Here is a 25,881-nt window from a genome sequence, read left to right as displayed (position 1 = left end):
TATTATTTTGTTTCCCCCTTTTCTAAATCTTCTTTTATTTGTTCAAATAATGCTTTTGTGTCTAATTTTTTAATTATATGGTATTTATTTTGAGGCATCATTGCATCAAAAAAGAAAATATCTTTATAATCAGAATATTGTAATCCTGTTTGCTGACCATATTTATATGGATTTAAATCAATTTTCCCAGATAAAATTTCATCAGCTGCTCGTTTAATTAGATGTTCATCATAGCTTAATAATTGCTCTAATTCTTTTTCATTAAAGGCTCTTTTAGCTGGCAGACTAAAGCCACCTTTTATCTTAGTTCTTAATCCATCATAGATTTGTGATTTGGTATCTGATTGATCAAGCAAAGGTTCTGCTTCAATCAATAATTTAGGATCGTTAACAATTAACCCTTTATACATTAATTTTGGCTTGGCATCTTCATTTTCCGCTTTGATTTCAAAATTAGTATTAATTAATTTGTCACTATTTAAGCGATCAACCTGCTTAGTTACCGTTTGATAAAACGCTCCTAATAACGCTAATCGTTCATTTTTTGAAAAAAACTTATCATTTTTAGTCAAAACATCCAAATATGATACCATCTGCAAGGCTATTCCACTAGCAAATAATCCCAGTTCAAATTGCTTTTGAGAAGATTTATAATCAATAACTTGACCCAAAATATGCCCTTCTCCAGGAGCTAGATCAACACGGTCAATTTTTCCACGCAAACTCACAGATTTTTGATCAGGTAGTTCAAATTTTAACCCTTGCAATTTTTCATGATTACCAAAGCTCAGCTCTGAATATTGAGGCCTAAATGGAGTATTTTTTAGCGAGCTTTGCCAATTAAAAGCAACCTTGTCAGTCGTTTTATCTAAGCTATTAAATAAAAACTTATTAAATGGATCATTTAATAACTGTCGATAGCGTCCTTCATCTTGCATTGCAATTCTTGCTTGCATTAGCAAATCTTGCAATTGTTTTTTAGATAAAGCTGATAAATCAAGTTGCTTTTCATGAAGTAATTTTACTAAACGATCAAAAGTTTCATGGAAATAATTTCCAGCTTCTACTACTCCTAATTCATTTTCAAAGCGTGGACGCAATCTTAATCCATAATTCAAAAAATATTCAAATGAGTTTTGATAATAAGTTTCTAGTTGTGATACTGATGAATTTAATTCATTACCATATAATTTTTGAGCTAACATAGGCGTTATTGACTCTGGTTGATTATCAAAGTCTGCGGCATTAATTACCTTTTCAGTTTTTTGAGGTAAATAATTATTAGTTAAACTAACTAGTTCATCTTTCATTTTTCCAGGATTAATAAAGCTCAAATAACCCAAACTAGCATCAGCATTAGTCATAAATGACAATAAATCACTAGCATCTTCATTTGGTAAATCATGTTGTTCAAATATAGTTGCCAAATTATTCAAACGATTAAAGTATAACGACGGCATTAACTGCTCATTATTGGCATTTAATACAGGATAACTTATATATACTCGATCATGTGCTAGTGCTAATTTCAATCCAAATTGATAATCCTGATCTAAATTATTTAAACTCTGATGATCTTCTAAATAACTGTTATCACTACTATCATGATTTAAGGAAGCTAAGTTTTCACTATTTAAAAATCCAGGTGTTCTTTCAATTTTTGGTAAATTATTACTAGTGGAGCCAATTATGAAGACTTGTTTATAACTATCTGGTTGCACCATTCCCATTTCAGATAGTACAACTCCATCTAGTGTAGAAGGGATCTGCGCAAAATTTGCTTCTTTGAATCCACTGATCAAAACATTAAAAAAGTTTGCTAAATCAAAATCTTGTTCATTAATTAATAAATAATCCTGCAGTAACTGCAATAATAATGACCATAGTTGTTCTGGTTGCTGAGCTGCTTGCAGATCGCCAACTTCAGAAGCCTTATTTCGCCAATTATTTAATTGTTCAGGTATTTTATTTTTTATTAAAAAGTCAAAAAAACTAGTAATAGCTTTTTGAGGATTTGTTTGATTTTGCAGAGTATCTAAAATACCAGTAACTTGATTAACAAAATATTCACGCAAGTGATCCAAACGTTCAATAATATTTTCTTGTTGATCAATTCTGATGACTTGTGCATCCACAAAATCCTTAAAAGATCGCTGCCACAATTTATAATTAATTCCATGCGCTAAAACAAAATTCTCTAATAAGTCCAAGTCATGTACATATTCAGCATCACTATGGTACCAATCAGGAATTATTAGCTTAGTTTTCATAATTGCTAAAATACTTGGTGTATACAGTTTTCTTGTTAATAAAGTATTCAAGCTTTCAATCACAATAACTAAAGGATGATACTTCATTTGTTGTTGCAAATCATTAAAAAACGGTAATTTATTCTTACGCAAAATTGGAGTTAAATATGTTTCATATTCTTGCATGTTAGGAGCTAATACCAAAAAATCTCGATAACGATAATTACCCAGTACAACTTGTTGGTAAATAGTTCTAGCAACAAAATAAGCTTCAGCATATCTAGAATCTGCCCTAACTAATTGGACAAAATTATGCAAATCAAGATCTTGACTAATATTTCTAGCCCAGATACTATTCAAATTTTCCCTATCTGTTGGTTTTGGTGAAACTGGATATTTTTTTATTTGAAAAGATAAATTATTTTTTTGTAAATATCTTGTTAAAGTTTGGATAGTAGTTTGAACAATATAATCATAATCCCCTGTTTGAATATTATTTTTTAGCAATCCATTTTGTGTTTTAAAAGCTATAACAAATTGTTGAGCTCTTTTTGCAAGTAGTTTTACAATCATCATTTCTTGAAGTGAAAAATGTGAAAAATCGGTAAAATAAAAACTAGCTTGTTTTAACTTATCACTACTATCTAGAGCTTCTAATAATCGATGTAGTAATTCGTCTTTAGTAGTAAATCTATCAGCAATTTTTTTAGTAAATTCTTCATTAATAATATTCAAATCATGGATTTTATTTTTTGTTTCTAAATCTAACTCTTTTTCATCAATGTCTTCTAGATCAAAATTACCAGACTTTATATCTAGCAATGTTTGATAAAGTTGTTTTAACAATCCATTATTCACATTATTATCTTGAAATAATGATAATTCATCTTGCTTATCTTGAATGATCTGTGCAAGCAGCATTGTAGCTGCTGCGTCATCAATAATTTTAGGCATTAATTCAGGATTGTCTTTTAAAAAATACCAAGCAAGACGAGAAAAAGAAAGAATCTGTAAATTCTTAACTGTTGTTTCTGATGTTTGTCTTGCAATAGCAACTTTGTTTATTGCACTTACTTCTGTGGTAAACTTGATATGGTTTGGTACAATGATAAATGTTTCTTGTTCTGGGTGCTTTGTGTAATTATTTACAGCTTGATCCAGAATTTTTTCTTGCAATGGGTCTGTTTGACGACCACTAAGAATTGTAATCATGTCGTTAGCTCCTTACTTATAGCATTTTAGCATAGGAAAAAATTTAAAATTAGTATTAGCTTTTAAAGGGGAAATATTTTTGCAAACAAGTTATACAGCACATGGGAAGGTCATTTTAATTGGCGAGCATTCTGTCGTTTATGGCTACGATGCACTGGCAATGCCCATAAAATCCCTTAATATTAAAACTTACGTTGAAAGAACTGATAATGCAGATTCTATTATGGATACTGTGCATTATCATGGAAAATTTATGGACGCTCCTGATGAATATGATGGATTAAAGTATGTCTTAACAACTATGCAGCATCTAGCAAATAATAATGCTGCTTTAAAAATTACATACGAAGGTCAAATTCCAATTGAGCGCGGTTTTGGATCAAGTGCCACAGTAGCCTTAGGAACAGTTAGAGCAATCAATGATTTTTATCATTTGAACTTATCACACAAAAAAATCATGGAAATCACTAACCATGCAGAAACCATCAATCATGGTAAGGCTTCTGGATTAGATAGTGCAACAGTTGCTTCTAATTACCTAGTTTTTTTTAATCCTAAAAAAGGAATTAAAAAGATCACTTCAAAACTTGGGGCATATTTATTAATCATGGATACAGGTGATTTAGGAAATACTAAAAAGGCCGTAACCAAAGTACAAAAATTATACCAAGAAAATAGTGTTGCAAAACAAAAAATGCAAGAATTAGGTAATTTAGCTGACATTGTTTTAAAAGCATGGAAAAATCAAGATATCCAAACAATTGGTCAAGCTTTTAATCAGGCTCAAAATCTATTAACCTACTTTGGTGTTTCTACTAAAAAAATAAATCGATTATGTGTTATCGGTCTGCGAGATGGTGCCTTAGGCGTAAAATTATCAGGCGGCGGTTTGGGCGGAATTGTAATTGCGCTAGTTGAATCACCAAAACTTGCCGAAAAAATTGCTAATGATAGCAAAAATTTAATTAATAATTATTGGATTGAGGAAATATAATGAGTAAAGTTCGTGCACATACAAATATTGCACTAATTAAATATTGGGGCAAGGCAGATGAATTATTGCGCTTGCCAATGATGTCTAGTCTCTCAATGACATTAGATAAATATTATACAGATACTGAATTTAAATTAACTGATGGCGATAGTGAGTTTATTTTAAATGGACAAAAAGAGAAACAGCCAACTCGTGCAATTAACTATATTCATATGTTGCAAGATAAATTTAAAGTCTCTGGCAATTTTATTATCAATTCAACTAACCATGTTCCAACTAGTGCAGGATTAGCATCTTCCAGTTCTGCATTTGCAGCATTAGCTGCAGCATTTACTAAAAATTATCAACTTAATCTTTCAAAAAGAGATTTATCAAGATTAGCCAGATTAGGTTCTGGATCTGCAACAAGGTCTATTTATGGTGGGTTTGTGGAATGGAAAAAAGGCAGCAGCGATGAATCATCATATGCTGAAATTATTGATGAATACCCTGCAATGGATCTAAAACTACTAGCTGTTGAATTAGATAAAACACCTAAAAAAATTTCATCAACAAAAGGCATGGAGTTAGCAACTACTTCCCCACTTTATCGTCCTTGGCTGAGACGCAATAATAAAGAAATTTTTGAAATGAAAACTGCAATTAGACAAAATGATTTTACTAAATTAGGTAGTTTAGCAGAATTAAGTGCTAATGAAATGCATGCAATTAACTTCACTGCAATGCCTGAATTTACGTATTTTGAACCAGAAACTATTTCTCTAATCAAATTAGTTGAGCAATTGCGACAAGAAGGTATTGAATGCTATTACACAATTGATGCAGGACCCAATGTTAAAATCTTAACTCAATTAAGAAATAGCAAAGTTATTCAAACAAAAGTGCAACAATTGCTTCCTAATGTTAATATTATTGAGTTAGGGTTTGGGTCGGGTATTGAATATCTTGATTAAAATATAAAATTAATGACAAAAGGAAGAGAAAAATTTTGATCAGTGAAAAAGCACCTGGAAAATTATATATAGCTGGAGAATATGCGGTTTTAGAACAAAATTGCCCTGCTATATTAGTTGCTGTTAATCAATTTGTACGAGTTTCAATTGCACCTGCAATTGGACAGATGGGAACTATTCATTCTAAGCAATATTCCCAAAACTCAATTCATTGGACAAGACGTGGCACTAAAATGGTTATCGATAATCGTGATAACCCTTTTGAATATATTTTAGCTGCTATAAAGTTTACTGAACGTTATTTACTTGAACAAAATGTTAAATTAACTGTTTATGATTTAAAAGTCAACTCTGATTTAGATTCATCAGATGGTAAAAAATATGGTTTAGGATCATCTGCTGCAGTTACTGTAGCTACTGTGAAGGCCATTCTGCATTTTTATGGGATTAAATTAGATAATGATTTGATTTATAAATTATCTGCAATTGCCCATTATTCAGTCCAAGGCAATGGATCTGCTGGAGATATTGCTGCAAGTGTCTATGGTGGATGGATTGCCTATCAAACCTTTGATAAAAAATGGCTTACAAATCAACTAAATAAATATTCATTAAGTCAAACAATTAATATGGCCTGGTCTGGGTTAAAAGTTCAGTTATTAACTCCACCAAAAGATTTAAAATTATTAATTGGTTGGAGTCAAAAGCCAGCTTCAACATCTCGTTTAGTTGATGAAACTAATGCTCAAAAAGTTAATATTGAAACACAATATCGAGAATTTTTAAATAATTCACGTAAATGTGTTTTAGAAATGATTAAAGGCTTTAGCAAAAATAATATTCAATTAATTCAAAAACAAATTAGAGTTAATCGTCAATTGTTGCAGCATTTTGCCAAACTAAACAATATTGCAATTGAAATACCTAGATTAACACAACTTATTAATATTGCTGAAAGCTTCGGCGCCGCTGCTAAAACTTCTGGCGCTGGAAATGGTGATTGCGGGATTGTGATTGCTGACAAAAATACTGATCTAACTGCTTTAAAAAATGAATGGAAACATGATAAAATATTGCCGCTAGATTTTAAAGTGCATTCTATCAGTAAATAAGGATATTCTTATGTCACAAAATTCAAAAAGAAAAGAAGAACACTTAGCACTCGCTGCTAAGTTTTTTAATCAAGAAAAAATTAACGACTTTGACCAAATTCATTTAGTGCGCCCTGCCCTACCAGAAACTTATGTAGATTTAGATTCAATTAAAACTAAAATGTTTAATAAAGCTGTCGCAGCTCCTTTTTTCATTAATGCAATGACTGGTGGATCCAATCAATCAAAAATAATTAATGAAGCATTGGGTATGATCGCTGATAAAGAAAATATCGCTATGGCATTAGGTTCTGCAAATATTTTGACAAAAGAATCTGAATTAATCGATAGCTTCTATATAGCACGTAATCAAAATCCGAATGGAGTAATAATAGTTAACGTCAATCCTGACACTCCAATAAAAACAGTTGATTATATTATTTCTGAATTAAACGCCAATGCCTTGCAAATTCATGTAAATAGTGTGCAAGAGTTAGCAATGCCTGAAGGAGATCGCGATTTTAGATGGTTGAATAAAATAATAAAAATTCGCGATCATGTAACTATTCCTGTAATTATTAAAGAAGTAGGCTTTGGCTTTGATATGGCTAGTTTAAACTTATTAAAACAATATAAGTGTAATTTAGTTGATTTAGGTGGTAAAGGGGGCACTAATTTTGCCAAAATCGAAAATGATCGCAGAAAATCTCAATTAGCCTATCTAAATGAAATTGGATTATCAACTATTCAAAGTGAAATATTAGCCAAAAAAGTTGATATTCCCTTTATTGCGTCAGGTGGAATTAGAAACCCATTAGATATCTTAAAAGCATTAACATTGGGGGCTAAATATACGGGAGTTGCCAATACATTTTTGCAAACTGTTAAAAGAGATGGTACAGATGGTTTGCAAGAGTTAATTCATTCATGGAAATATGAATTAGCTAGTTTGCTTGCTTTGTTTGGCGCAAATAATTTATCTCAAGTAACTCAAATAAAATATTACTTAGATTTACAATTAAGAAATTCTGTTGAGCAATTATTAAAATAAACAAAATAGCTGTAAGTTTGAAAATTCAAACTTACAGCTATTTTTATTTTTCTTTTTTAACTTGAGGTATTTTGGATCTTCTACCATATTGCAAAATATAAATTGCAAGTAGCACTAAGACAATCCCCACAATTTCAATTGCAGTAAGTTTTATATGGAAAAAAATCACACTTAAAATTGTTGTCACAATTGGTTGCAATGCATCCATAATACTTACAACATCAGATGGAGCAAATCTTGTTGCATATAATAAAACTCCAAATGGGAAAATCGTCCCAAAGATAATCACAGTTCCTACTGCAGAAATTAATCCAACTGATGCATGGGGTGGATTAATCCAGAAGGGATGCATAATATTGAACAATACTCCTGCAATTAGCGTTCCCCATGCAAGTACTACAATAGGTGGATTTTTTATTGAAGCTTTTTGAGGTAATACCACATAAAACGCTGCAGTGATTCCTGATCCAATCCCCCACAATAGTGAATTCATTGGAACTGCTAGGTGAGATAAATCACCTCTTGTAATACAAAAAAACACTCCAACCAATGCCACTAAAAATGAAACTACATCTAATCGCAATGGTCTACGTCTTTGAAAAACTACAGCCCCTAATACAATAAATAATGGAGATAAATATTGTAGAATCGTAGCAATTGACGCATTACCTGTCTGAACTGCGTAATAAAATGTATACAAGTTCGCAGCTAATCCAAAAATCCCATAACTGATCACAGACCAAGTCATAGATCTTGTTTTGAAAACATCAAAAATCTTTTTTCTATATATTACTGCACTTATTAAGAGCAAAATAATACCAGTAACCATGGTCCTTGTTGACAACATCCAGGCTGCAGGTACTGCTAAGTTTTGCGAAATATATTGTAAAACTGTACCAGATACACCCCAACTAACAGATGCTAATCCCGCCAAGGTCATTCCCTTAACTATGTGATTATGTTTTTCCATTATTTCACTCCAATCTATTAGTAATATCTTAGCATTTTCGAATAAATAAGTTCAAATACTTATACATAAATGTATGTGTCAATATTTATTTCAAAATTCTTAATCCTTTAGGATAATAATTCTTCAATATGTTTTGTGCAACTTTACCAAATGAAAATACTTTATTTTGATAACTTACTAATACAAAACCTTTCAATTTACTATTAACTTGTAAAGCTTCACCATGTATGTATTTATAGAATTCTTCCAATGATTTTATTTTATAAATACGCTCTTGTTTTTCTTGCCCTAATACCTGTGCCAATTGATAACTTGGCTCAAATCTGTTCTTTTTTAATACTCCTAAATCAACCCCATTATTAATAATATATAGCCTATTTTTCACATTATACAGTTGATAAATTACGTGATTATTTATTTTTACAATACTTTTATTATCAATAGTTAATATTTCATTTATATTATAATTATTCAAAAAATCACTAACTAATTGCATCTCATTTTTGTTCAAAAAATCTTGATGACCATTTTTATTTCTTTTATGTTTAACTTTTTTCTCTACAGCAATACCTGGCTTTTGAAGTAATGCCACAAATTGGCCTTCTCCAATATTATCTTGTGGCCAGAATCTTTTAGTATTTGCAACTTCTGGCAAATTATTTTTTGTCCATTCAGGTTTACCAGGTTCACCTTGATCAAAGTTTTCAATTGGTAGCACGCACATCCCATATGAATCGACTAACCATTCAACAATCTGTTCATCTTCTTCTGGTGAATAAGTACAAGTTGAATATACCAATCTACCACCAGGCTTTAAAGCATTTACTGCGTTATCTAAAATTTCTTTTTGCCTTGATTGACAAACTAAAACATAGTCTTGCGTCCAATAAGTAATTGCTTCAGGATTTTTTCTAAACATCCCTTCCCCACTGCATGGTGCATCTACTAAAATTGCATCAAAAAATTCAGGAAAGCTATCTCTAATCTTTTCTGAATCATTATTAGTAACTAAACAATTACTTGCTCCCCAGCGCTCTATATTTTCACGCAAGATCTTAACTCGACTTTTTGAGATTTCATTTGCTACTAATAGCCCTTGATTCTGCATTGCACTAGCCAGTGCCGTAGTTTTCCCACCAGGGGCTGCACACAGATCTAAAACTTTCTGTCCAGGCTTCACATCTAATGCAATCGCGGGAAACATCGCAGATGGATCTTGGCTATATACATATCCACTCACCCAATCAATGCTTTTTCCTGAAACTTCACCATAATAACCATATTCTGTCCCTGGAATTGGATGACTTAGATTATATTCAACATTTCGAAAATTTGTTTTTAGTGGATTTAATCGAAAGCCCTTTTTAGATTCTTGATTTAAAGCATTGATAAATGACTTATATCCTTTTTCTCCTAGTAACTTATGATATTTATTCTTAAACTCTTGTGGTAATTTCACCTAATTAACCGCCTTTTTATTTTCTAAAATAAAGACAACACTATAACCAATTATCTGCATTAAAATCGTTATCAATAATACATATCCAAAAACACTTTGATCAGTAAAATATGCCTTAATGCTCAAAAGCCAGTATGCCAATATACCTATTGCAGTTTCTCCCAACATAAATCTCCAAGCCTTATTTGCAAGTAAGTTTTTAAATAATGGACCTTTGACTTTAACCAAATCAGCTTTTTTAGTTTGGATAATTGCAAAAACAACGCTTACCAAAGTAGCAACTATAATTGATATCAAAATCAAACTTAATTCCACTATTTCAAGTGTACGATGAGTTTGCTGGTGCTTTTTAACAAAAGCTGGAATACCTATCTTGGCATTCAAATATTTTGCAGTGTGGTCAATTGCTCCTCTAGTTGGAGAATCCAGGATAATATAATAATTACTTAATCTATTTTTAGAATTAAACTGATTGACACCAGTAGTTAAATAGTATGTATTTTGAGTTTGACTAACATTTTGTTTTAATTTACCAAGAACAGAAATATAGCGATTGTTCAATATTACATACTCATTATTTTGGGTAGTGAGTGTGCGCACATTAGAGTCAGGTGAGGCTAAAGCAAATGTTACTTGTCCCATAAAATCAGATGGAATAAAATATCTGCCTTTAGTGACAGGCAATTTTGTTTTAGTAGTATTAGACCACACTAAAACTTGATCTGTATCATATCTATTTGTCAGTTGCAATTCTAATTCATCTTTATTTTGATATTTTTGCAAATGCTTTAATAATGTAGCAATTTCAATATTTCGATTAGTTGTTAGAGTTCTTGAATTTCCAGATAACCCATTTGCATTTAATATTTGATCTGCCTGCATTGATTGGATATTTGAGATCATTAATCCAGTTATCACAAAACAAACAAATGATACTATGTAAACTATAATTTTTCTTATATTCATTTCTATATCTCAAAAAAGCTTTCATCTATAAAATCAAAACTAGTAAAAGTTTCATTGACTTTTTTTATTTCATCAGAATTATTAAACTTAACTTTTTGCCAAAAAAGTGGCGAGTTAGTACTTCCATCTTTTTCACCTACAAAAAATAATCGCGATCTAGGTGAATATTGACGCCAGTGATCAATTAATTCTACATCACTTTGACCAAAATTGGGCGCCCATGAGCAAAAAATCGCATCAACGTTAGAATATTTTATAATTGCTTGTTTAGCAGAGAGTTTTTGTACAGGATAAAATAGATCACTGCCAGTTTTAGAAGTTTTTGACCAAACAAAAGAATCAGTTGCAATTGACATAGCTGATTTTGAAAAAGCTAATGACCAATATGCATTACCAGACATTATTTCTAATACAGAATTAATTTTAAATAATTCAATGAATTTATCTGCTGCATTTTGATTAGGCAAAGACCAAATACCATATTGCAAAGACAAATATTGTCTTACATTATTTAATAAGTTATTTAGTTTTTGTAAATCAGTTATTTTATCTGGATATTTAGCTTTTAAGTATGCAAATTTATCAGGTAAAAATCCTAATTTTTGTGGGCTTTTAGACAAGACGAGATGATTTTTCACATGATAATCGATCTCATTAACAGTTGCTATTTGACTTAAAATTAATGGATCTTCAAATTTTTGATTGAGATGATTTAATTGATTAATAAATTTTGTCATAAGTTTTTTCCTTAAACTAATTTTACCATGCACGTAGGTGAAAATCAGTTATAATAAAAAGTGCATATAAAAGGAGTTTTTATTAATGGCAAAAAAACAAGAAAATAAAAAAAGCGAGAGCTTTGCTAGTTCAATATTGCAAATTGTAATTATAATGGCTATTTTATTAGGTATATACTATATTGTATTTACGTTTTTCTTATCAAATGAAACAGTCTCTGGACCATCAATGCAGCCAACTTTTGAATCAGGAGATCGAGTAATCGCTGTAAGACATAGCACACTAAAGCGCAATGATATCGTCATTTTAAAAGCACCAGATGAACCAGGTGCATTATATATCAAGCGAATCATTGGGATGCCTGGGGACACTGTGGAATCTAAAAATGATGTAATGTATATCAACGGTAAGCCAATTAAGCAACCATATTTAACTCAATATGAAAGTAAATTGCCAAAAGGTCAACTTTATACAAATAATTTTTCATTAGAAACTTTATTCCATGTTAATCGCGTACCTGCTAATTCATACTTCGTCATGGGTGATCATCGCGATGTTTCAAAAGATTCAAGAATTATCGGTTTTATTAAACGACAAGCAATTGTTGGACAAGTAAAATTAAGATATTGGCCACTAAATAGAATTGCAGTATTTTAAGCTATAATATTTACAAAAGTTAATTCAAATCGTTACAATGAAGTTAAGGATGAAAATCAAGGAGAAGTAAAAATGAACCCAGAAGAACTTTCAGATCAAATTATTGAATTCGAATTAAAACATCAAGTAAATGATAATGATTTAGCTTTTGCCAGCCACTTATCCGTAGAAAAAATTCACGCAATGAAAGTTGGCGAGGACTTGCCATCATCGACTGATATTAATCAGTTATTAGATTATATTCATGCAAATATGTAAATCAAAAATTGATCTTTATTTCGCGAAGATCAATTTTTTTAGTTTATTTTTGCTTCTACAAATTTATTAATTAGCCAAATATTGACTGCTCCAAAAATTAAAATAATAATTACCAAAGATATATTTACATAAAATAATGACATATATTGAGAACCTCTAACACTATTATGCATTAATAACCATTGAATTAATGAAGTTAAACTAGATCCAATTTTTGAAATTAAGATAAAGACTATTGAAACAATAATAAGTCTAGTAATTATTAAGATCACCCTACTTCTTGCAATAGGCAAAAAATCAATAATAGTTCTACTTGAAAAGTTAATCAAAGAAAATGTTAAATACGTTAATACTCCTGTCAAAAACAAAATAAAAACTATATTAATAACTATAATCCAATCAAAGTTTGCCCAAAAATCAGCTGGTGCGTTAACTGCAAAAAAATTATTATGTTCTATTGAATTACTGAAAAATGCTACAGCAGCAAACGCTAATACCGTAATCAATTCAATTGCCAAAAAGTAAATATAAGTTATCACAGCACTAAATATATTACTCAAATAAAACTTAGTATCACTAATTGGAATCAATCGCCAAGTTTGGCTGGTATTTATTCTTTCATTTTGAATAATAGTATAAATGAAGTAGCAAAATCCTGCAGCTACTCCCCAGGTCATAAAGTGCATTAGTGGAACTATACCAACTGGAACAGTGTGATTATTAATTATAAAAAGAGCACTTGAAATGATTGCACCAATTAATTGAAGCCCAATTGCAATATAGACTCCTTTACTTTTTGTTTTAAGCATTTGTTTTAAAATTGCTCCAAACGAAGTCATTTTATTCATCCTCTTCTCCATCATAAAAACTTGTGTAATATTCTTCTATACTCTTGTGTTTTGCTCTAATATCATCAGCTTCTTGGAAATCGATGATTGATTTATCTTTTAAAATAGCCACTTCATCAACTAAATTGGCTATTTCTCTTAAATAATGATCAGATAATAAAATAGTTGATTTATCATTTTTCCAAAGCAAGATAGAATTAATAATATTTTCCCTAGTCATAATATCAATCCCGCCAAATGGTTCATCTAATAAATAAAGATCTACATCTTGACTAAAAACTAGAGCAATAATTAGTTGTTCTTTCATCCCTTTAGATAATTGATTCAACCTCATTTCCTCTTTAAGCTTCATAAATTGAATTAATTTCTCAAATTCAGCTTCATCAAAATTGGGATACATAGTACTATAAAATTGCTTAATATAAGATATTTTAGTCATATCTGAAAATGCAGATAATTTGTCAGTGAAAGCAAGCTTGGTCTTTTTTTGATCATCTCTTGTTTGCCCCATAACTTCTACTGTGCCACTCCAGTTTTTAGCAACACCTGCAATAATTCTCATTAATGTAGTTTTCCCAGAACCATTAGCACCTAATAATGCAACTATTTTTCCAGGCTTTAATTTCATATTTACATCTTGTAAAATAGGACGCATATTCTTTTTATAAGTAAGTTGTTCAATTTTTAAAACATTTTCCATTGTTACTCCCCTTCTTTCTTGATAAAGTTGCGAACCATTTGTGGTATGAAATTTTCACGAACACCATAGGTTTTCATACTTGTAACAAAGTCTAATAATACTTGGTCAATCAATTTTTGCTTGGTAGTGTTAATTAACTCAACATCATTTGTAACAAAATTACCTTCTCCACGTTTTGTACTCAAAAGCCCTTGTGCATTCATCTCTCTCAATGCACGCTGAACTGTGTTTATATTAACTGTTAACTCAACTGCAAGTTGCCTTACAGATGGTATCTGTGCACCTGGTTTTAATTTTCCTGTCGCAATTAGCTGATATAAATATTGTTCAATTTGTAAGTAAATTGGGATATTATCTTTAAATTCCATCAAATCATCCCTTTCCATTGTTATATGTATATAATACACTATAATACAAAAAAATAAAAGTTCTTGGATACTTTTCATCCAAAAACTTTTATAATTTATCAATTATTTATCGTTATTTGCCTTGATCTCTTCCTCAGCTTCATGATAAAGCTTTTTTTCGTCTTCATCACGTTGTTTGCGAGCTTTTTTAGTAACTTCAATTCCTAAAGTTTCTAATTGCTCATCTTCAACTGGTGCTGGCGCATTAGTCATAGGATCAGATGCACTAGCAGTTTTTGGAAAGGCAATAACATCACGAATATTATCTTTCCCAGCTAATAACATTGCAAATCTATCTAATCCAATAGCTAATCCTGCGTGTGGTGGGAATCCCATATCCAATGCATCTAGCAAAAAGCCGAATTGTTCATATGCACGCTCTTTTGTAAAGCCTAATGCCTTCAACATTTTTTCTTGTATTTCACGTTTGTGAATACGAATCGAACCTCCACCTAATTCATAGCCATTTAATACAATGTCATAACTTCTAGCATGTGCTTTATGAGGATCAGTTTCTAATAACTTAATGCCTTTATCATCTGGCATTGTAAATGGGTGGTGTGCAGCGATCCATTTATTTGTACCTTCATCAAATTCAAATAAAGGCCAATCAACAACCCAAACAAAGTGATAATCATTGTCATCAACCATCTTTTGCTCTATTGCAATAGCTCGACGTAAATATCCTAATGAATCACAAATCACTTTCCATTTATCTGCAACAAATAATAGTAATTCATCATTATTGAGTTTGAAGATGTCTTTTAATTGCTTTCCTTCTTCATCAGAAATGAATTTTGCAACAGGACCTGTAAACTTCCCATCTTCAAATTTTACCCAAGCTAAACCTTTAGCATGGAATCGCTTGATATAATCTTGCATTTGTTCAATTTGTTTTCTTGAATATGCTTTTGCTCCATCTGGAACACTTATTGCTTTTACAAAGCCGTCATTATCAATTGCATTTTTGAAGACTTTAAAGTTCGAATCTTTAAATACATCATTTAAGTTGTGAATCTTCATATCAAAACGCATATCTGGCTTATCAGAACCATAATAATTCATTGCATCATTCCAAGTGATTCTTGGTAATGGTAGTTGCAAATCAACACCCTTTACATCATGCATAACTTTTTGCAATAAGCCTTCTGTGATATCTTGGACACCTTTTTCGTCTAAGAATGAAGTTTCCATATCAATTTGGGTAAATTCTGGTTGACGATCACCGCGCAAATCTTCATCACGGAAACATCTTGCAATTTGGTAATACTTATCAAATCCAGCCCCCATCAATAATTGCTTAAACAATTGTGGTGACTGTGGCAATGCATAAAAACTACCTGGATATACTCTAGATGGAACTAAGTAGTCTCTTGCTCCTTCTGGAGTTGATTTACCTAAATCAGGAGTTTCAATATTAATAAATCCTTCAGAATCAAAGTAAGCATGTGTTGCTGCAGTGATTTTTGAACGCATCATTAATGCTTTTTGCAGTACTGGACGACGCAAATCTAAGTAACGGTATTTTAATCTAGTAATGTCATTTGCATCAATATTATCTTTAATTTCAAATGGAGGAGTCTTAGCTTTATTCAAAATCACAATTTTGCTTGCATCAACTTCTACATCCCCTGTTTTCATTTCAGGGTTAGGATCTGATCTTAAAACAACTTTTCCTTTGATTTGAACTACGTATTCACTATGTAAATCTTGTGCTTTATTCATTAAATCAGCACCAGATTCATGGTTTACAACAACCTGCACAATTCCAGCACGATCTCTTAAATCAATAAAAATTAAATTTCCAAGGTCACGAACTCTTTGAACCCAACCATATAAATTTACTTCTTGGTCAACATATTTTTTTGTGATATTACCACAATAATCAGTTCTTTTTTCCATCATTTTACCCCATTAATTCATCCATTACATTATTCATATCTTCAATATCAGCCATTGCAATATCAAATTGCTTACCATCTGATAAACGCTTAACCCTTAATTTTTGGTTAGCAAGTTCATTTTCACCAATTGTGATTACGAATTTTGCTTGCAAACGATCAGCTTTTTTAAATTGTGCTTTTAATTTTCTTTGATCAACATCAAAGTCGGCATTATAGCCTTGCTTACGCAGCATTCTTACTATCTCAAGCAATTTAACATCAGTATTTTCACCAATATTTGTTACGAAAAAGTCAATCCCTTGGTTTACAAATAATTCAGGATTTTGTTTTGATAACACTAACATCAAACGCTCTTCACCAATTCCAAACCCAACAGCTGGAGTTTCAGGTCCTGAAAATTCTGAAACCAAGTTATTATATCTTCCTCCGCCTAAAATAGTTGAAGGACTAGACCATAGACTAGGATCATTTACCATAAATTCAAAAATTACACCAGTATAATAATCAAGTCCACGTACTAAATCATTATCTAACACATACTTAATTCCCAATTCATCTAAAACTTGAGTAATATATTCGAAATCTTTTCGTGATTGATCATCTAAGTAATCTATGATCTTTGGTGCGGCTGGTAAGAATTGCTTATCTTTTTCATCTTTAGAATCAAGTATTCTCAATGGATTACTTTTTAATCTTCTTTGAGAATCCTTTGATAATTGATCAACAACAGGAGTAAAGTAATCAACTAAGGCATCATGATAAGCTTTTCTAACATTTTCATTACCTAATGAATTAATATGTAATTCATATTTTTTAACACCTAATTCAGCTAACAAATCATGTCCCATCATGATAGTTTGAATATCAGCTAAGGGATTATTAGAACCGAAGCTTTCAACACCTATTTGATGAAATTCACGCTGACGTCCAGCTTGTGGTCTTTCATATCTAAACATAGAAGCAATATAAAAAACGTTGTATGGTTTTGGATATTCAGGACCATATAATTTAGATTCGACATATGCTCTAACCACCCCAGCTGTTCCTTCTGGACGCAATGCAATATGACGTTTGCCTTTATCATAAAAATCATACATTTCTTTTTCTACAACATCAGAAGTTTCACCACTAGATCTTGCAAATATTTCATAATTTTCAAAGGCTGGTGTTCTTATTTCACCATAGTCTGCTTTTTGGAAAAAATTACGAGCAATGCTTTCAACTTTTTCCCAATTGCTAGATTCACCAGGTAAAATATCTACAGTTCCTTTAGGTTTTTGTACTTTCATTAATTTCATCCCTTTTAAATAAAAAAGCACTCTTGAACTTAATCAAGGGCGCTTTAAATAGCACGGTACCACCTTTTGCTTGCTACGATTAACGCTCGTCATACGATCTGTTATCTGCTAAAGGGGTCACGGGCATTTGCTTAGCTTTTTTTCACATAACTAAAGCTCTCTGAATAAGCAATTTTACCTTGCAGTCTTTGTCATCGATAATTCTTTTATAGCTTACTTTTTTCAACGTCTAAAGTCAATATTTAAAAGCAATTATTGCATTAAATATCTAAGACAATTGTAAATGGTCCATCATTTTCTAATGATACTTGCATATCTGCACCAAACTCACCAGTTTCAACATGATAACCATTATTTATTAGTTCTTGATTAAAATTTTCCCATAATTCTTTTGACTTAGGAGGTTTCATTGCATTAGTGAACCCAGGTCGATTACCATGTTCTAAATTAGCTAGCAAAGTAAATTGACTAACACTTAAAATTTGTCCATTAACATCTTTTAAGCTCTTGTTTGTCTTGCCATTTTCATCTTCAAAAATTCGCATTTTGGATATTTTATCAGCAGCTTTTTTAACTTGTGCTAGCTCATCACCATTTCTTAACCCAACTAATAAAAGCAATCCTTTATTAATCTTACCAACAACATTATTATCAATTGCAACTTGAGCCTGATTGACTCTTTGAATGACTACACGCATTTAATTATCTGACCTCTTTGTTTCATACACATCCGGAATATCTTTTAGCTTTTTCAAAATACTACTTAATTGTTCACTATTTTTAACAGCTACTGTTGCATATACATGAGCGATATTATCTTCATTTACTTTACCGGAGATATTTTTAATGTTTTTAGTTAATGAATTTAGCTTATTGATTATATCACTTAATAAATTAGAACGATTATATCCAAAAATTTCTAAATCAGCACTAAAGTTTTGTTCAGTTCGATCACCAATGTTTTCCCATTGAACTTCAATTAATCTACCTGCATTTGCTGCTTCTTGAGTTACATTGCGACAATCTTGGCGGTGAATTGTTACTCCACGTCCTTTGGTCACATAACCTACAATTGGATCACCTGGAACTGGGTTACAACACTTTGCCAAATGCAACATTAAATCGCTGACACCTTGAATCATAACCCCATTTTTGTGCTTGATTCTCATCACAGAATTTTGGCTTTGATTTGCACGTTGTGCAGCAATTTGACCAGAACTCATGATTTTTTGTTCAAGTTCTTTTTGTTTTTGGTCTTGTTCTTGTTGCCTCATTTCATGAGTTAATCGATTTACAATAACTAATGCAGAAATTTCACCATAGCCAATTGCAGCATACATTTCATCACTGTTGCGGAAATTAAAATGATCAAAAATTTTATCTAAATGTTCTTTATCCAAAAAGTCTTTACTAGAAAGCTCTTTTTGCTTGAACATTTCAGCAAGTTCAAGCTTGCCTTTATTGATATTTTCAGTTTTTAATTGATCACGATAATATCTTCTGATTTTATTTCTGGCACGAGAAGTTTTGACCATGGTCATCCAATCACGCGATGGACTTGCATTTGTCTGAGTCAACATTTCAACTACGTCACCATTTTTTAGCTTGTAATCTAGTGGCACTAATTTTCCATTGACCTTTGCTCCAACTGAATGACTACCTACATCGGTATGAATCATATAAGCAAAATCTAGAGGGATTGATCCTTTCGGTAGTTCATAAACTTCACCTTTTGGTGTAAACACATAGACACGATCTGAAAAGATATCACTTTTGACACTCTTCATGAATTCATTAGCATCAGTTGTTTCATCTTGCAATTCTAAGATTTCACGCACCATATCAAGCTTTTTACCAGAATTTGTTTCATTAACTCCTTGCAAATTACCTTGTTTATAAGCCCAGTGTGCAGCAACACCATATTCAGCAATTTGGTGCATTTTTTCAGTTCTAATTTGAATTTCTAGTGGTTTTCCACCAGGTCCAATAATAGTTGTATGTAAGGATTGATAACCATTGACTTTAGGAACAGCTATATAGTCTTTAAATCGCCCTGGCATTGGCTTCCACTTAGTATGAACTGCACCTAAAACTGCATAACAATCACGAACGTTTTTTACGATTACTCTAACTGCTAATAAGTCATAGATCTCGCTGAAGTCTTTATGTTTATTGACCATTTTTTTATAAATAGAATATAAATGCTTAGGACGTCCATAAATTTCATATTTAATTCCTAAACTATCTAGGGTCTTTTTTAGAGTAGTTATTGCATCAGCAATGTATTTTTCGCGGACACTACGTTTTGCATCCATTAAGTTAACAATATGATAATATTCTTCAGGATTTAAATAATGAAGACTCATATCTTCTAATTCCCACTTAATGGTACCAATACCTAATCTATCAGCTAGTGGTGCATATATATCTAATGTCTCATATGCAATGCGGCGTTGCTTATCAGGACGCAAATGATCTAAAGTATGCATGTTGTGCAATCTATCTGCTAGTTTAACCATAATTACACGCAAGTCTTTAGCCATTGCAATTAACATTTTACGATGGTTTTCAGCTAGAAATTCTTCATGAGAATTATATTCATACTTGTTTAACTTAGTTACCCCATCAACGATAAACGCTACATCACTGCCAAAATTTTTCTTAATATCTTCATTTGTAACAGGAGTATCTTCTACTGTGTCATGCAAAAATCCTGCGGCGACTGTGTCTGGATCTAAGCCTAAGTTTGCAAGAGTTCCTGCTACTTGTGTGGGATGAATTATATATGGCTGGCCACTGGCTCTTTTTTGATTAGCATGAGCATGATTTGCAAATTCATATGCTTTTTCAACAAAGGCTACTTGGTCTTTGTTCATGTATTTTTTGACAGTATCTATAACTTCATCATGAGTCATTTCAATATATTTTGACATTAGTTAAAACAACCTTCCCTTACTAGGATCTCTATAAAAGTTATCATGGATTAACCCCAATAATTCTAAAATCAAATAGCTTATTGCTAAGATCAAATTGTATTTTGCATAATGCGACAAAATAACTAATACAAAAATTACTGGCATTAATAACAACCACCATTTAGCTAACTTTTTTTCTTGAATAACTCGTCCAATATGATAAGCAATTACATTATTAATTATCAAAAATAATAATCCTAATCGCCATACCTTAGGAATTTTTAGAAGGCTTGAAGCATATGTCAGAATAACTATTAACAAACTCCACCAGATAACTGGCATAAACTTGTGCTTATTTAATTTTTTAAAAAAGTTAACTATGGTAGATATACCTTTAATATGCATCAGTTTTTGTTGTAAATTTTTCATCAATTGTAAAATTCATCCTTCTTATTTTTTTATTTATTTTAGCACTTTTAATTATGCTTTCGCGAAATAATGATACTTACCCAGCGGTTTTGACGCATAGTTAATTCAATTTCAAAATTATTATGTTCTAGTGCTTCCTTTATTTGGTCTAATTGTAAATAATCAATCCCCGAAAAGATAGCCTTTCCATCTTTTTGTAAATGAGCATCTAAATCTGGAATCAAATCAAACAAAATCTCAGCCAAAATATTAGCCAAAATTATATTATATTTTCCAGAAACATCTTTTAATAGATTGCTCTTTTTCACTCCAATATTAGTCAAATTATTTAAGGCAATATTTTCTTTTGCAGCAGTAATTGATTCATCAGAAATATCAGTTGCTAAAACTTTAGTCGCACCTAATTTACTTGCAGCAATTGCTAAAATTCCTGACCCTGTTCCTAAGTCCAAAACACTTTGAGGTTTTGTTAATACTCGCTCTAACCCCATTAAAACTAATTGAGTTGTTGTATGCCCACCAGTTCCAAAGGCAAGACCTGGGTTTAATTTAATAATTTGTTGATCTGAAAATTTTGGTTGATAATTTTCCCATTCAGGCACTAATGCTAAATGACGTGAAAAATTAATTACATGGTAATATTTTTGCCAAACAGTATTCCAGTCTTGATCTGCAATATAATAGCGACTTATTTTTTCAGGTGCAATACTTAATCCATATGATTTTAATTCTTGCAATTTAGCTTCGATTTTTTTAATTAATACTTGATAATCAGCTTCTTCATCAAAATAAGCAATAAATTCTAGATCTTCTGGCAAGTCTTTAATCTCATCAAGTTTAACTACAGTTGAATCTTTTTCCCAACCTGCTTGTTCAAAATCACTGCGTTTTCTCACTTCTGTTCCTAATGCATTAAGATCATTTTCTGCAAAAAAAGTTAACGCATCTTCAACTTCATGACTGGTTTCAATTTTTATTGCTAATAACTTCATTATTATGTACATCCCTTAATTAAACAGCTAGTAAATGTTATCATTATCCAAGGTGATAAAAATGTCAAAAAAACATAAAAAAGGCTTAGATAAAACCTTAGTAGAAAAAATGTTAGATCGAGCAAAAATCTCATATCGACAAGCATCATTTGATGTTAAAAATGACCATGGAGTAGCTCGTATGCATACATCGCAATTAGATAAAGATGAACATCTTGTTTATAAAACTTTAGTAGCATCTGGCAATGAAACAGGACCCGTCGTTGGGGTTGTTCCAGTAACTGAACATTTAGACTTAAAAAAATTAGCTAAAATTTCAGGAAATAAAAAAGTCGAAATGCTACCACTAAAGATATTAGCAAAAACTACTGGTTACGTACATGGGGCAAACACTCCAATTGGTATTTATTTAAATGACCACTTCCCTATTTATTTAGATGAAAGTATGAAAAAAGAACCTGAAATTGCTGTATCAAGTGGCAAAGTTGGCAGAAGTGTCTTTTTGAATCCATTAGATTTACAAAAAATTACTGATGCAACTTTTGCAGACTTACTTGAAAAATAGTGTTATATAACTTGGTAAGCGCTCTTATATATCGTAGATTGTGCTATAATAATTATGTTATAAAAAGAGAAAGCAGGTTATATTATGCATATATTTCTTGGTATTTTAGGCTTCTTAATTGGCCTTGTAGTCATAATGTTTATTATAGGACTTTGTACAAAGTCTCCAAAAAAATAAATTAATCTTGATGCAGAAATAGCTCCCAGAGTTTAATAACTTTGAGAGCTATTTTTATTTGATATTGATTATCTTATCAAACATTTTCAAAGTAGCTGAATCTAGATTATGTGCTATGAATAAAATAGTATTTGATGAAACGAGTATATTTTTTATGATTTTTATATTTGTTTTATGATCTATAGCACTAGTTCTATTATCAACTATTTATATTTAATTAATAATACCACTTTTTACTAATTTCTTTTATCTTTTTATTCTATTTATCTAATATTTTGATAAATTATCTCTTAAAACTGAGCAATAAAAAAGCATATCAATTTAGTTTTAGCTAAATCAATATGCTTGATTTGTTTATTTATATTTTTAATCCATATGCCGCCATTTTTTATCAGATATTATTCTTGCAGCAATTAATCCAAGTGGCAATGATATTACGATCATTACTGTTTGAATCAGCCAATCTGCACCCACATTGACATTAGTTAAGCCAAGATTAAACATTGCACGATACATATATAATCCAGGAACCATGATAACAATTGATGGAACAGTAATTGCAATTCTTGGGTAGCTAATACGTTCTTTGCGGACAAGTGATGCTAATAACCCAGCAAGTAGTGCTCCTAAAAATGCTGCAAAGGGCGCCTCCATATGCCCGAAGTCAATTAAGGATAATCTCAAAGTATTTGCAAAAGCACCAATTACTGCAGTTAGGGCTGCCATATCAACTTTAGTGTTGAACATTAGAGAAAATCCAAATACCCCACTAAAACTAGCCAATAATCTAAATAAAGTAGTTAACTCAGGTGACAAATTCAACTTATCAATTTGTCCTGGTTGTAAATGCAATACTGTAGCTATTACCCACCCCACAGCCGTCGCAATTACAATAATTAATAATGCATATGCTGCACGCTCTAAGCCTGATCTCATGTCTAGTTTAGATAAGTCAAGTCCTGATGTAATAAATGGAAATCCTGGAATTACGAATAACATCGCTCCAATATAGCCATTTTCATGTTGCAAACTGATATGAAATAATCCATGCAATAGCCAAAAGACCAGTACATAGCCAATACATGCTGTAACTACCGCACTTGCGATTCTCAGTACTACAGTTAGTCTCATATCTCCTAGTTTTCTTTGTACTAAGCTACCAATTCCAGCTCCCACAAAAGTACAAATCATCTCAGGAATTCCGCCACCTAATAAATAAATGAATCCAGCACTTGCCATAGCTGCTGCAAACATTGCGATTGTTGGAGAATAACGACTTTTTTGGTGTTCTATTTCACCTAATCTTCTGTGAATTTGACCTATTGTCCAATTACCCTCCCCTTCAGCAAATTGTCTGAAAAACTTTTGCATTTCATATAACTTAGTCATGTTTACACCAGTACCAGCTAAACTTAATGTTTGAGAGTAGCTTTGGTTATTTACATCAAAGCATGTATATTCTAATGAAACTAAACCAATATCTGCAGAACATGTTAAATCAAGTGTCCTAGCCATTGTATCCATTGACTCACGCACTCGCCACGCTCCAGTCCCACAACTAAGTAGCATTAATCCAACTCGCCCTACAATACTAGCTTTTTCAACTAATGTTGCTTCCTTGGCTGGGGTTTTATTATCACTTAAAAAGAATTCTTCCCATTGAATATGCATATGATGATGATGGGACAAATGATGTTTTGAATTTTCTATATCTTGACTCATAAATCTCTACTCTCTTAACTTTTGTTAAACATATAAAATTATAGACGTTACAAAAAGATTTACAAGTTGCTTTCATATAAATAGCTCTGAAATCTTTCGACTTCAGAGCTATTTTGATAATTTTAAATTTCTACTATTAGCTATAATTCAATAGTTTCAATTACTTCTTGCATCTTTTCAGCAGATAACAACATCTTTGCATGTTCATCTTCTGATAACTTCGTTTCAATTACAGTTTGTATCCCATTTGAATTAATTACAGCAGGAGTTCCTAAGTATAATTCATCTGGAATCCCATATATTCCTTTAACTGGAGCAGATAATGGAAGAACAATTTCTTTATTTTCTAATATTGCCTTTACAATTTGCGTTAACATCATCGCAACCCCATAATAAGTTGCCCCTTTACGCTTAATAATTTGACCACCCTTTGCACGAATCGCAGATTCAATTTCAGCTAATTTATTTTCACTTAATTTGCTATAAGATTTAAGTGGTTTGTGATCAATTACTGCTTCATCAAAATTTTCAAATGAAGTATCACCATGTTCACCTAATACATAACCATCCACACTAGTTACAGGCTTATCTAATTCTTGTGCTAATGCAACATGCAATCTAGCAGTATCTAATGATGTTCCTGTTCCAATAACTTTATTTTTAGGAAAACCAGATAATTTTTGTGTTAATGTAGTCAAAATATCTACTGGGTTTGCTGAAACAACAAAAATTCCTTTGAATCCCGAATCAACTACTGGTTTAACAATAGATTTTAAGATCATAACATTTTTATTGACCAAATCTAATCTAGTTTCGCCAGGCTTTCTAGGAACCCCAGCAGTAATTACAACTACATCTGCATCTTTTGCTTCATCATAACTGCCTTGGTGGATCTTAGTATCACCCATATATGGAGTTATATCTTCCAAATCCAATGCATCCCCAGCAGCACGCTGTTGTGCAACATCGCAGATTACTAATTCATTTAAATCAGTATTTTGCAATAAATCATTTGCAAAAGCTGAACCTACACTACCATCACCAACTAAAAATACTTTTGTTTTACTCATAACTTAAAACCTCGATAATTAGATATTTACATAACTGATTATACATCAAGCGCTTTCATTTTTCTTGTTTTTTTGAACGATAACTTTTTTATACCCTTATCCTATATTTTTTTACAATATTCATTTAATAAAATTAAATAACTAATGTTATTTTTATATAGATTAGTATATATTTAATTACCTTTAAGCTTTCTTAACCATTTATTTAAATTGCTATATATTTAATAACATGTGCTATTTAATCATTACTGCTATC

23 protein-coding genes are annotated in these 25,881 nt (G+C 31.3%); 7 read left to right on the top strand and 16 right to left on the bottom strand.

Annotation, left to right across the window (positions count from 1 at the left end):
* Nucleotides 1-2: 2 nt before the first annotated feature.
* Nucleotides 3-3,461 carry a PD-(D/E)XK nuclease family protein gene (locus AC38BG_RS05385; protein ID WP_489936840.1) on the bottom strand — a complete coding sequence of 1,153 codons (3,459 nt, stop codon included), beginning with the start codon at nt 3,459-3,461 and terminating at the stop codon, nt 3-5.
* A 79-nt stretch (nt 3,462-3,540) separates the two neighbouring features.
* Here AC38BG_RS05385 and mvk point away from each other — a divergent pair, with 79 nt between their 5' ends.
* The 4 genes from mvk to fni are packed head-to-tail and all read left to right on the top strand — an operon-like array spanning nt 3,541 to nt 7,550.
* Nucleotides 3,541-4,455 (top strand): mevalonate kinase, encoded by a 915-nt coding sequence (gene mvk / locus AC38BG_RS05380; RefSeq protein WP_489936839.1) that lies wholly within the window; start codon nt 3,541-3,543, stop codon nt 4,453-4,455.
* Nucleotides 4,452-5,408: a diphosphomevalonate decarboxylase gene (gene mvaD, locus AC38BG_RS05375; RefSeq protein ID WP_489937846.1), complete on the top strand. Its 957-nt coding sequence runs from the start codon at nt 4,452-4,454 to the stop codon at nt 5,406-5,408. Before mvk ends, mvaD begins: the two co-directional genes overlap by 4 nt.
* 35 nt (nt 5,409-5,443) lie before the next feature.
* Complete coding sequence (locus AC38BG_RS05370; RefSeq protein WP_489936838.1) at nt 5,444-6,520, top strand: phosphomevalonate kinase; 1,077 nt, start codon at nt 5,444-5,446, stop codon at nt 6,518-6,520.
* 10 nt (nt 6,521-6,530) lie between these two features.
* Nucleotides 6,531-7,550 (top strand): type 2 isopentenyl-diphosphate Delta-isomerase, encoded by a 1,020-nt coding sequence (gene fni / locus AC38BG_RS05365; RefSeq protein ID WP_489936837.1) that lies wholly within the window; start codon nt 6,531-6,533, stop codon nt 7,548-7,550.
* A gap of 43 nt (nt 7,551-7,593) precedes the next feature.
* Here fni and AC38BG_RS05360 read toward each other — a convergent pair whose 3' ends face one another.
* The 4 genes from AC38BG_RS05360 to AC38BG_RS05345 all read right to left on the bottom strand — a co-directional run bounded on the left by AC38BG_RS05360 (nt 7,594) and on the right by AC38BG_RS05345 (nt 11,682).
* Nucleotides 7,594-8,520, bottom strand: a complete 927-nt coding sequence (locus AC38BG_RS05360; protein WP_489936836.1) for a DMT family transporter — start codon at nt 8,518-8,520, stop codon at nt 7,594-7,596.
* An 85-nt stretch (nt 8,521-8,605) separates the two neighbouring features.
* Nucleotides 8,606-9,979, bottom strand: a complete 1,374-nt coding sequence (locus AC38BG_RS05355) for an RsmB/NOP family class I SAM-dependent RNA methyltransferase (RefSeq protein WP_489936835.1) — start codon at nt 9,977-9,979, stop codon at nt 8,606-8,608.
* A complete protein-coding gene (locus AC38BG_RS05350; RefSeq protein WP_489936834.1) occupies nt 9,980-10,945 on the bottom strand; it encodes a hypothetical protein in 966 nt (321 codons plus the stop codon).
* A 2-nt stretch (nt 10,946-10,947) separates the two neighbouring features.
* Nucleotides 10,948-11,682 (bottom strand): SAM-dependent methyltransferase, encoded by a 735-nt coding sequence (locus AC38BG_RS05345; protein ID WP_489936833.1) that lies wholly within the window; start codon nt 11,680-11,682, stop codon nt 10,948-10,950.
* Nucleotides 11,683-11,767: 85 nt separating this feature from the next.
* On the opposite strand from AC38BG_RS05345, the gene lepB reads away from it, so the two are divergent.
* The gene (gene lepB / locus AC38BG_RS05340) at nt 11,768-12,340 is read left to right on the top strand and encodes a signal peptidase I (protein WP_489936832.1); all 573 of its coding nucleotides are present in this window, start codon (nt 11,768-11,770) and stop codon (nt 12,338-12,340) included.
* A 72-nt stretch (nt 12,341-12,412) separates the two neighbouring features.
* A complete protein-coding gene (locus tag AC38BG_RS05335; protein ID WP_489936831.1) occupies nt 12,413-12,598 on the top strand; it encodes an LBP_cg2779 family protein in 186 nt (61 codons plus the stop codon).
* A 38-nt stretch (nt 12,599-12,636) separates the two neighbouring features.
* Here AC38BG_RS05335 and AC38BG_RS05330 read toward each other — a convergent pair whose 3' ends face one another.
* The 9 genes from AC38BG_RS05330 to prmA all read right to left on the bottom strand — a co-directional run bounded on the left by AC38BG_RS05330 (nt 12,637) and on the right by prmA (nt 22,091).
* Nucleotides 12,637-13,437: a hypothetical protein gene (locus AC38BG_RS05330; protein WP_489936830.1), complete on the bottom strand. Its 801-nt coding sequence runs from the start codon at nt 13,435-13,437 to the stop codon at nt 12,637-12,639.
* 1 nt (nt 13,438) lies between these two features.
* Nucleotides 13,439-14,146, bottom strand: coding sequence for an ATP-binding cassette domain-containing protein (locus AC38BG_RS05325; protein WP_489936829.1), 708 nt, complete (start codon nt 14,144-14,146; stop codon nt 13,439-13,441).
* A 2-nt stretch (nt 14,147-14,148) separates the two neighbouring features.
* Nucleotides 14,149-14,514: a GntR family transcriptional regulator gene (locus tag AC38BG_RS05320; protein ID WP_489936828.1), complete on the bottom strand. Its 366-nt coding sequence runs from the start codon at nt 14,512-14,514 to the stop codon at nt 14,149-14,151.
* 102 nt (nt 14,515-14,616) lie between these two features.
* Nucleotides 14,617-16,455, bottom strand: a complete 1,839-nt coding sequence (gene aspS / locus AC38BG_RS05315; RefSeq protein WP_489936827.1) for an aspartate--tRNA ligase — start codon at nt 16,453-16,455, stop codon at nt 14,617-14,619.
* A 4-nt stretch (nt 16,456-16,459) separates the two neighbouring features.
* Complete coding sequence (gene hisS / locus AC38BG_RS05310) at nt 16,460-17,746, bottom strand: histidine--tRNA ligase (protein ID WP_489936826.1); 1,287 nt, start codon at nt 17,744-17,746, stop codon at nt 16,460-16,462.
* 269 nt (nt 17,747-18,015) lie between these two features.
* Nucleotides 18,016-18,453, bottom strand: a complete 438-nt coding sequence (gene dtd, locus AC38BG_RS05305; RefSeq protein ID WP_489936825.1) for a D-aminoacyl-tRNA deacylase — start codon at nt 18,451-18,453, stop codon at nt 18,016-18,018.
* Nucleotides 18,454-20,688, bottom strand: coding sequence for a RelA/SpoT family protein (locus AC38BG_RS05300; RefSeq protein WP_489936824.1), 2,235 nt, complete (start codon nt 20,686-20,688; stop codon nt 18,454-18,456).
* Between the two features lie 3 nt (nt 20,689-20,691).
* Entirely contained in the window at nt 20,692-21,099 is a 408-nt protein-coding gene (locus AC38BG_RS05295; protein WP_489936823.1) for a hypothetical protein, read from the bottom strand.
* Between the two features lie 47 nt (nt 21,100-21,146).
* Entirely contained in the window at nt 21,147-22,091 is a 945-nt protein-coding gene (gene prmA, locus AC38BG_RS05290) for a 50S ribosomal protein L11 methyltransferase (protein WP_489936822.1), read from the bottom strand.
* Between the two features lie 61 nt (nt 22,092-22,152).
* Between prmA and ybaK the strand changes: the two genes are divergently transcribed.
* Nucleotides 22,153-22,656, top strand: coding sequence for a Cys-tRNA(Pro) deacylase (gene ybaK, locus AC38BG_RS05285; RefSeq protein WP_489936821.1), 504 nt, complete (start codon nt 22,153-22,155; stop codon nt 22,654-22,656).
* A gap of 543 nt (nt 22,657-23,199) precedes the next feature.
* Here the strand turns inward: ybaK and AC38BG_RS05280 are convergent.
* Both AC38BG_RS05280 and AC38BG_RS05275 read right to left on the bottom strand, forming a co-directional pair.
* Entirely contained in the window at nt 23,200-24,555 is a 1,356-nt protein-coding gene (locus AC38BG_RS05280) for a threonine/serine exporter family protein (protein WP_489936820.1), read from the bottom strand.
* Between the two features lie 140 nt (nt 24,556-24,695).
* On the bottom strand, nt 24,696-25,625 hold the full coding sequence (locus tag AC38BG_RS05275) for an L-lactate dehydrogenase (protein ID WP_489936819.1): 930 nt from the start codon (nt 25,623-25,625) through the stop codon (nt 24,696-24,698).
* Nucleotides 25,626-25,881 lie beyond the last annotated feature (256 nt).

The sequence above is a fragment of the Lactobacillus sp. M44 genome (genome assembly GCF_058130005.1).
The sequence above is the reverse complement of the archived record's forward strand: the minus strand, read 5'-3'. Positions and strand labels throughout refer to the sequence as shown.

Excerpts from the sequence above, each read along its gene's own strand:
- AC38BG_RS05300 (WP_489936824.1), bottom strand. The coding sequence starts at position 20,688 with ATGTCAAAATATATTGAAATGACTCATGATGAAGTTATAGATACTGTC.
- AC38BG_RS05330 (WP_489936830.1), bottom strand. The coding sequence starts at position 13,437 with ATGACTTCGTTTGGAGCAATTTTAAAACAAATGCTTAAAACAAAAAGT.
- hisS (WP_489936826.1), bottom strand. The coding sequence starts at position 17,746 with ATGAAAGTACAAAAACCTAAAGGAACTGTAGATATTTTACCTGGTGAA.
- AC38BG_RS05325 (WP_489936829.1), bottom strand. The coding sequence starts at position 14,146 with ATGGAAAATGTTTTAAAAATTGAACAACTTACTTATAAAAAGAATATG.
- AC38BG_RS05320 (WP_489936828.1), bottom strand. The coding sequence starts at position 14,514 with ATGGAATTTAAAGATAATATCCCAATTTACTTACAAATTGAACAATAT.
- AC38BG_RS05275 (WP_489936819.1), bottom strand. The coding sequence starts at position 25,625 with ATGAGTAAAACAAAAGTATTTTTAGTTGGTGATGGTAGTGTAGGTTCA.
- AC38BG_RS05360 (WP_489936836.1), bottom strand. The coding sequence starts at position 8,520 with ATGGAAAAACATAATCACATAGTTAAGGGAATGACCTTGGCGGGATTA.
- aspS (WP_489936827.1), bottom strand. The coding sequence starts at position 16,455 with ATGGAAAAAAGAACTGATTATTGTGGTAATATCACAAAAAAATATGTT.
- fni (WP_489936837.1), top strand. The coding sequence starts at position 6,531 with ATGTCACAAAATTCAAAAAGAAAAGAAGAACACTTAGCACTCGCTGCT.
- dtd (WP_489936825.1), bottom strand. The coding sequence starts at position 18,453 with ATGCGTGTAGTCATTCAAAGAGTCAATCAGGCTCAAGTTGCAATTGAT.
- lepB (WP_489936832.1), top strand. The coding sequence starts at position 11,768 with ATGGCAAAAAAACAAGAAAATAAAAAAAGCGAGAGCTTTGCTAGTTCA.
- AC38BG_RS05335 (WP_489936831.1), top strand. The coding sequence starts at position 12,413 with ATGAACCCAGAAGAACTTTCAGATCAAATTATTGAATTCGAATTAAAA.
- AC38BG_RS05350 (WP_489936834.1), bottom strand. The coding sequence starts at position 10,945 with ATGAATATAAGAAAAATTATAGTTTACATAGTATCATTTGTTTGTTTT.
- prmA (WP_489936822.1), bottom strand. The coding sequence starts at position 22,091 with ATGAAGTTATTAGCAATAAAAATTGAAACCAGTCATGAAGTTGAAGAT.
- AC38BG_RS05345 (WP_489936833.1), bottom strand. The coding sequence starts at position 11,682 with ATGACAAAATTTATTAATCAATTAAATCATCTCAATCAAAAATTTGAA.
- AC38BG_RS05280 (WP_489936820.1), bottom strand. The coding sequence starts at position 24,555 with ATGAGTCAAGATATAGAAAATTCAAAACATCATTTGTCCCATCATCAT.
- AC38BG_RS05295 (WP_489936823.1), bottom strand. The coding sequence starts at position 21,099 with ATGAAAAATTTACAACAAAAACTGATGCATATTAAAGGTATATCTACC.
- AC38BG_RS05385 (WP_489936840.1), bottom strand. The coding sequence starts at position 3,461 with ATGATTACAATTCTTAGTGGTCGTCAAACAGACCCATTGCAAGAAAAA.
- ybaK (WP_489936821.1), top strand. The coding sequence starts at position 22,153 with ATGTCAAAAAAACATAAAAAAGGCTTAGATAAAACCTTAGTAGAAAAA.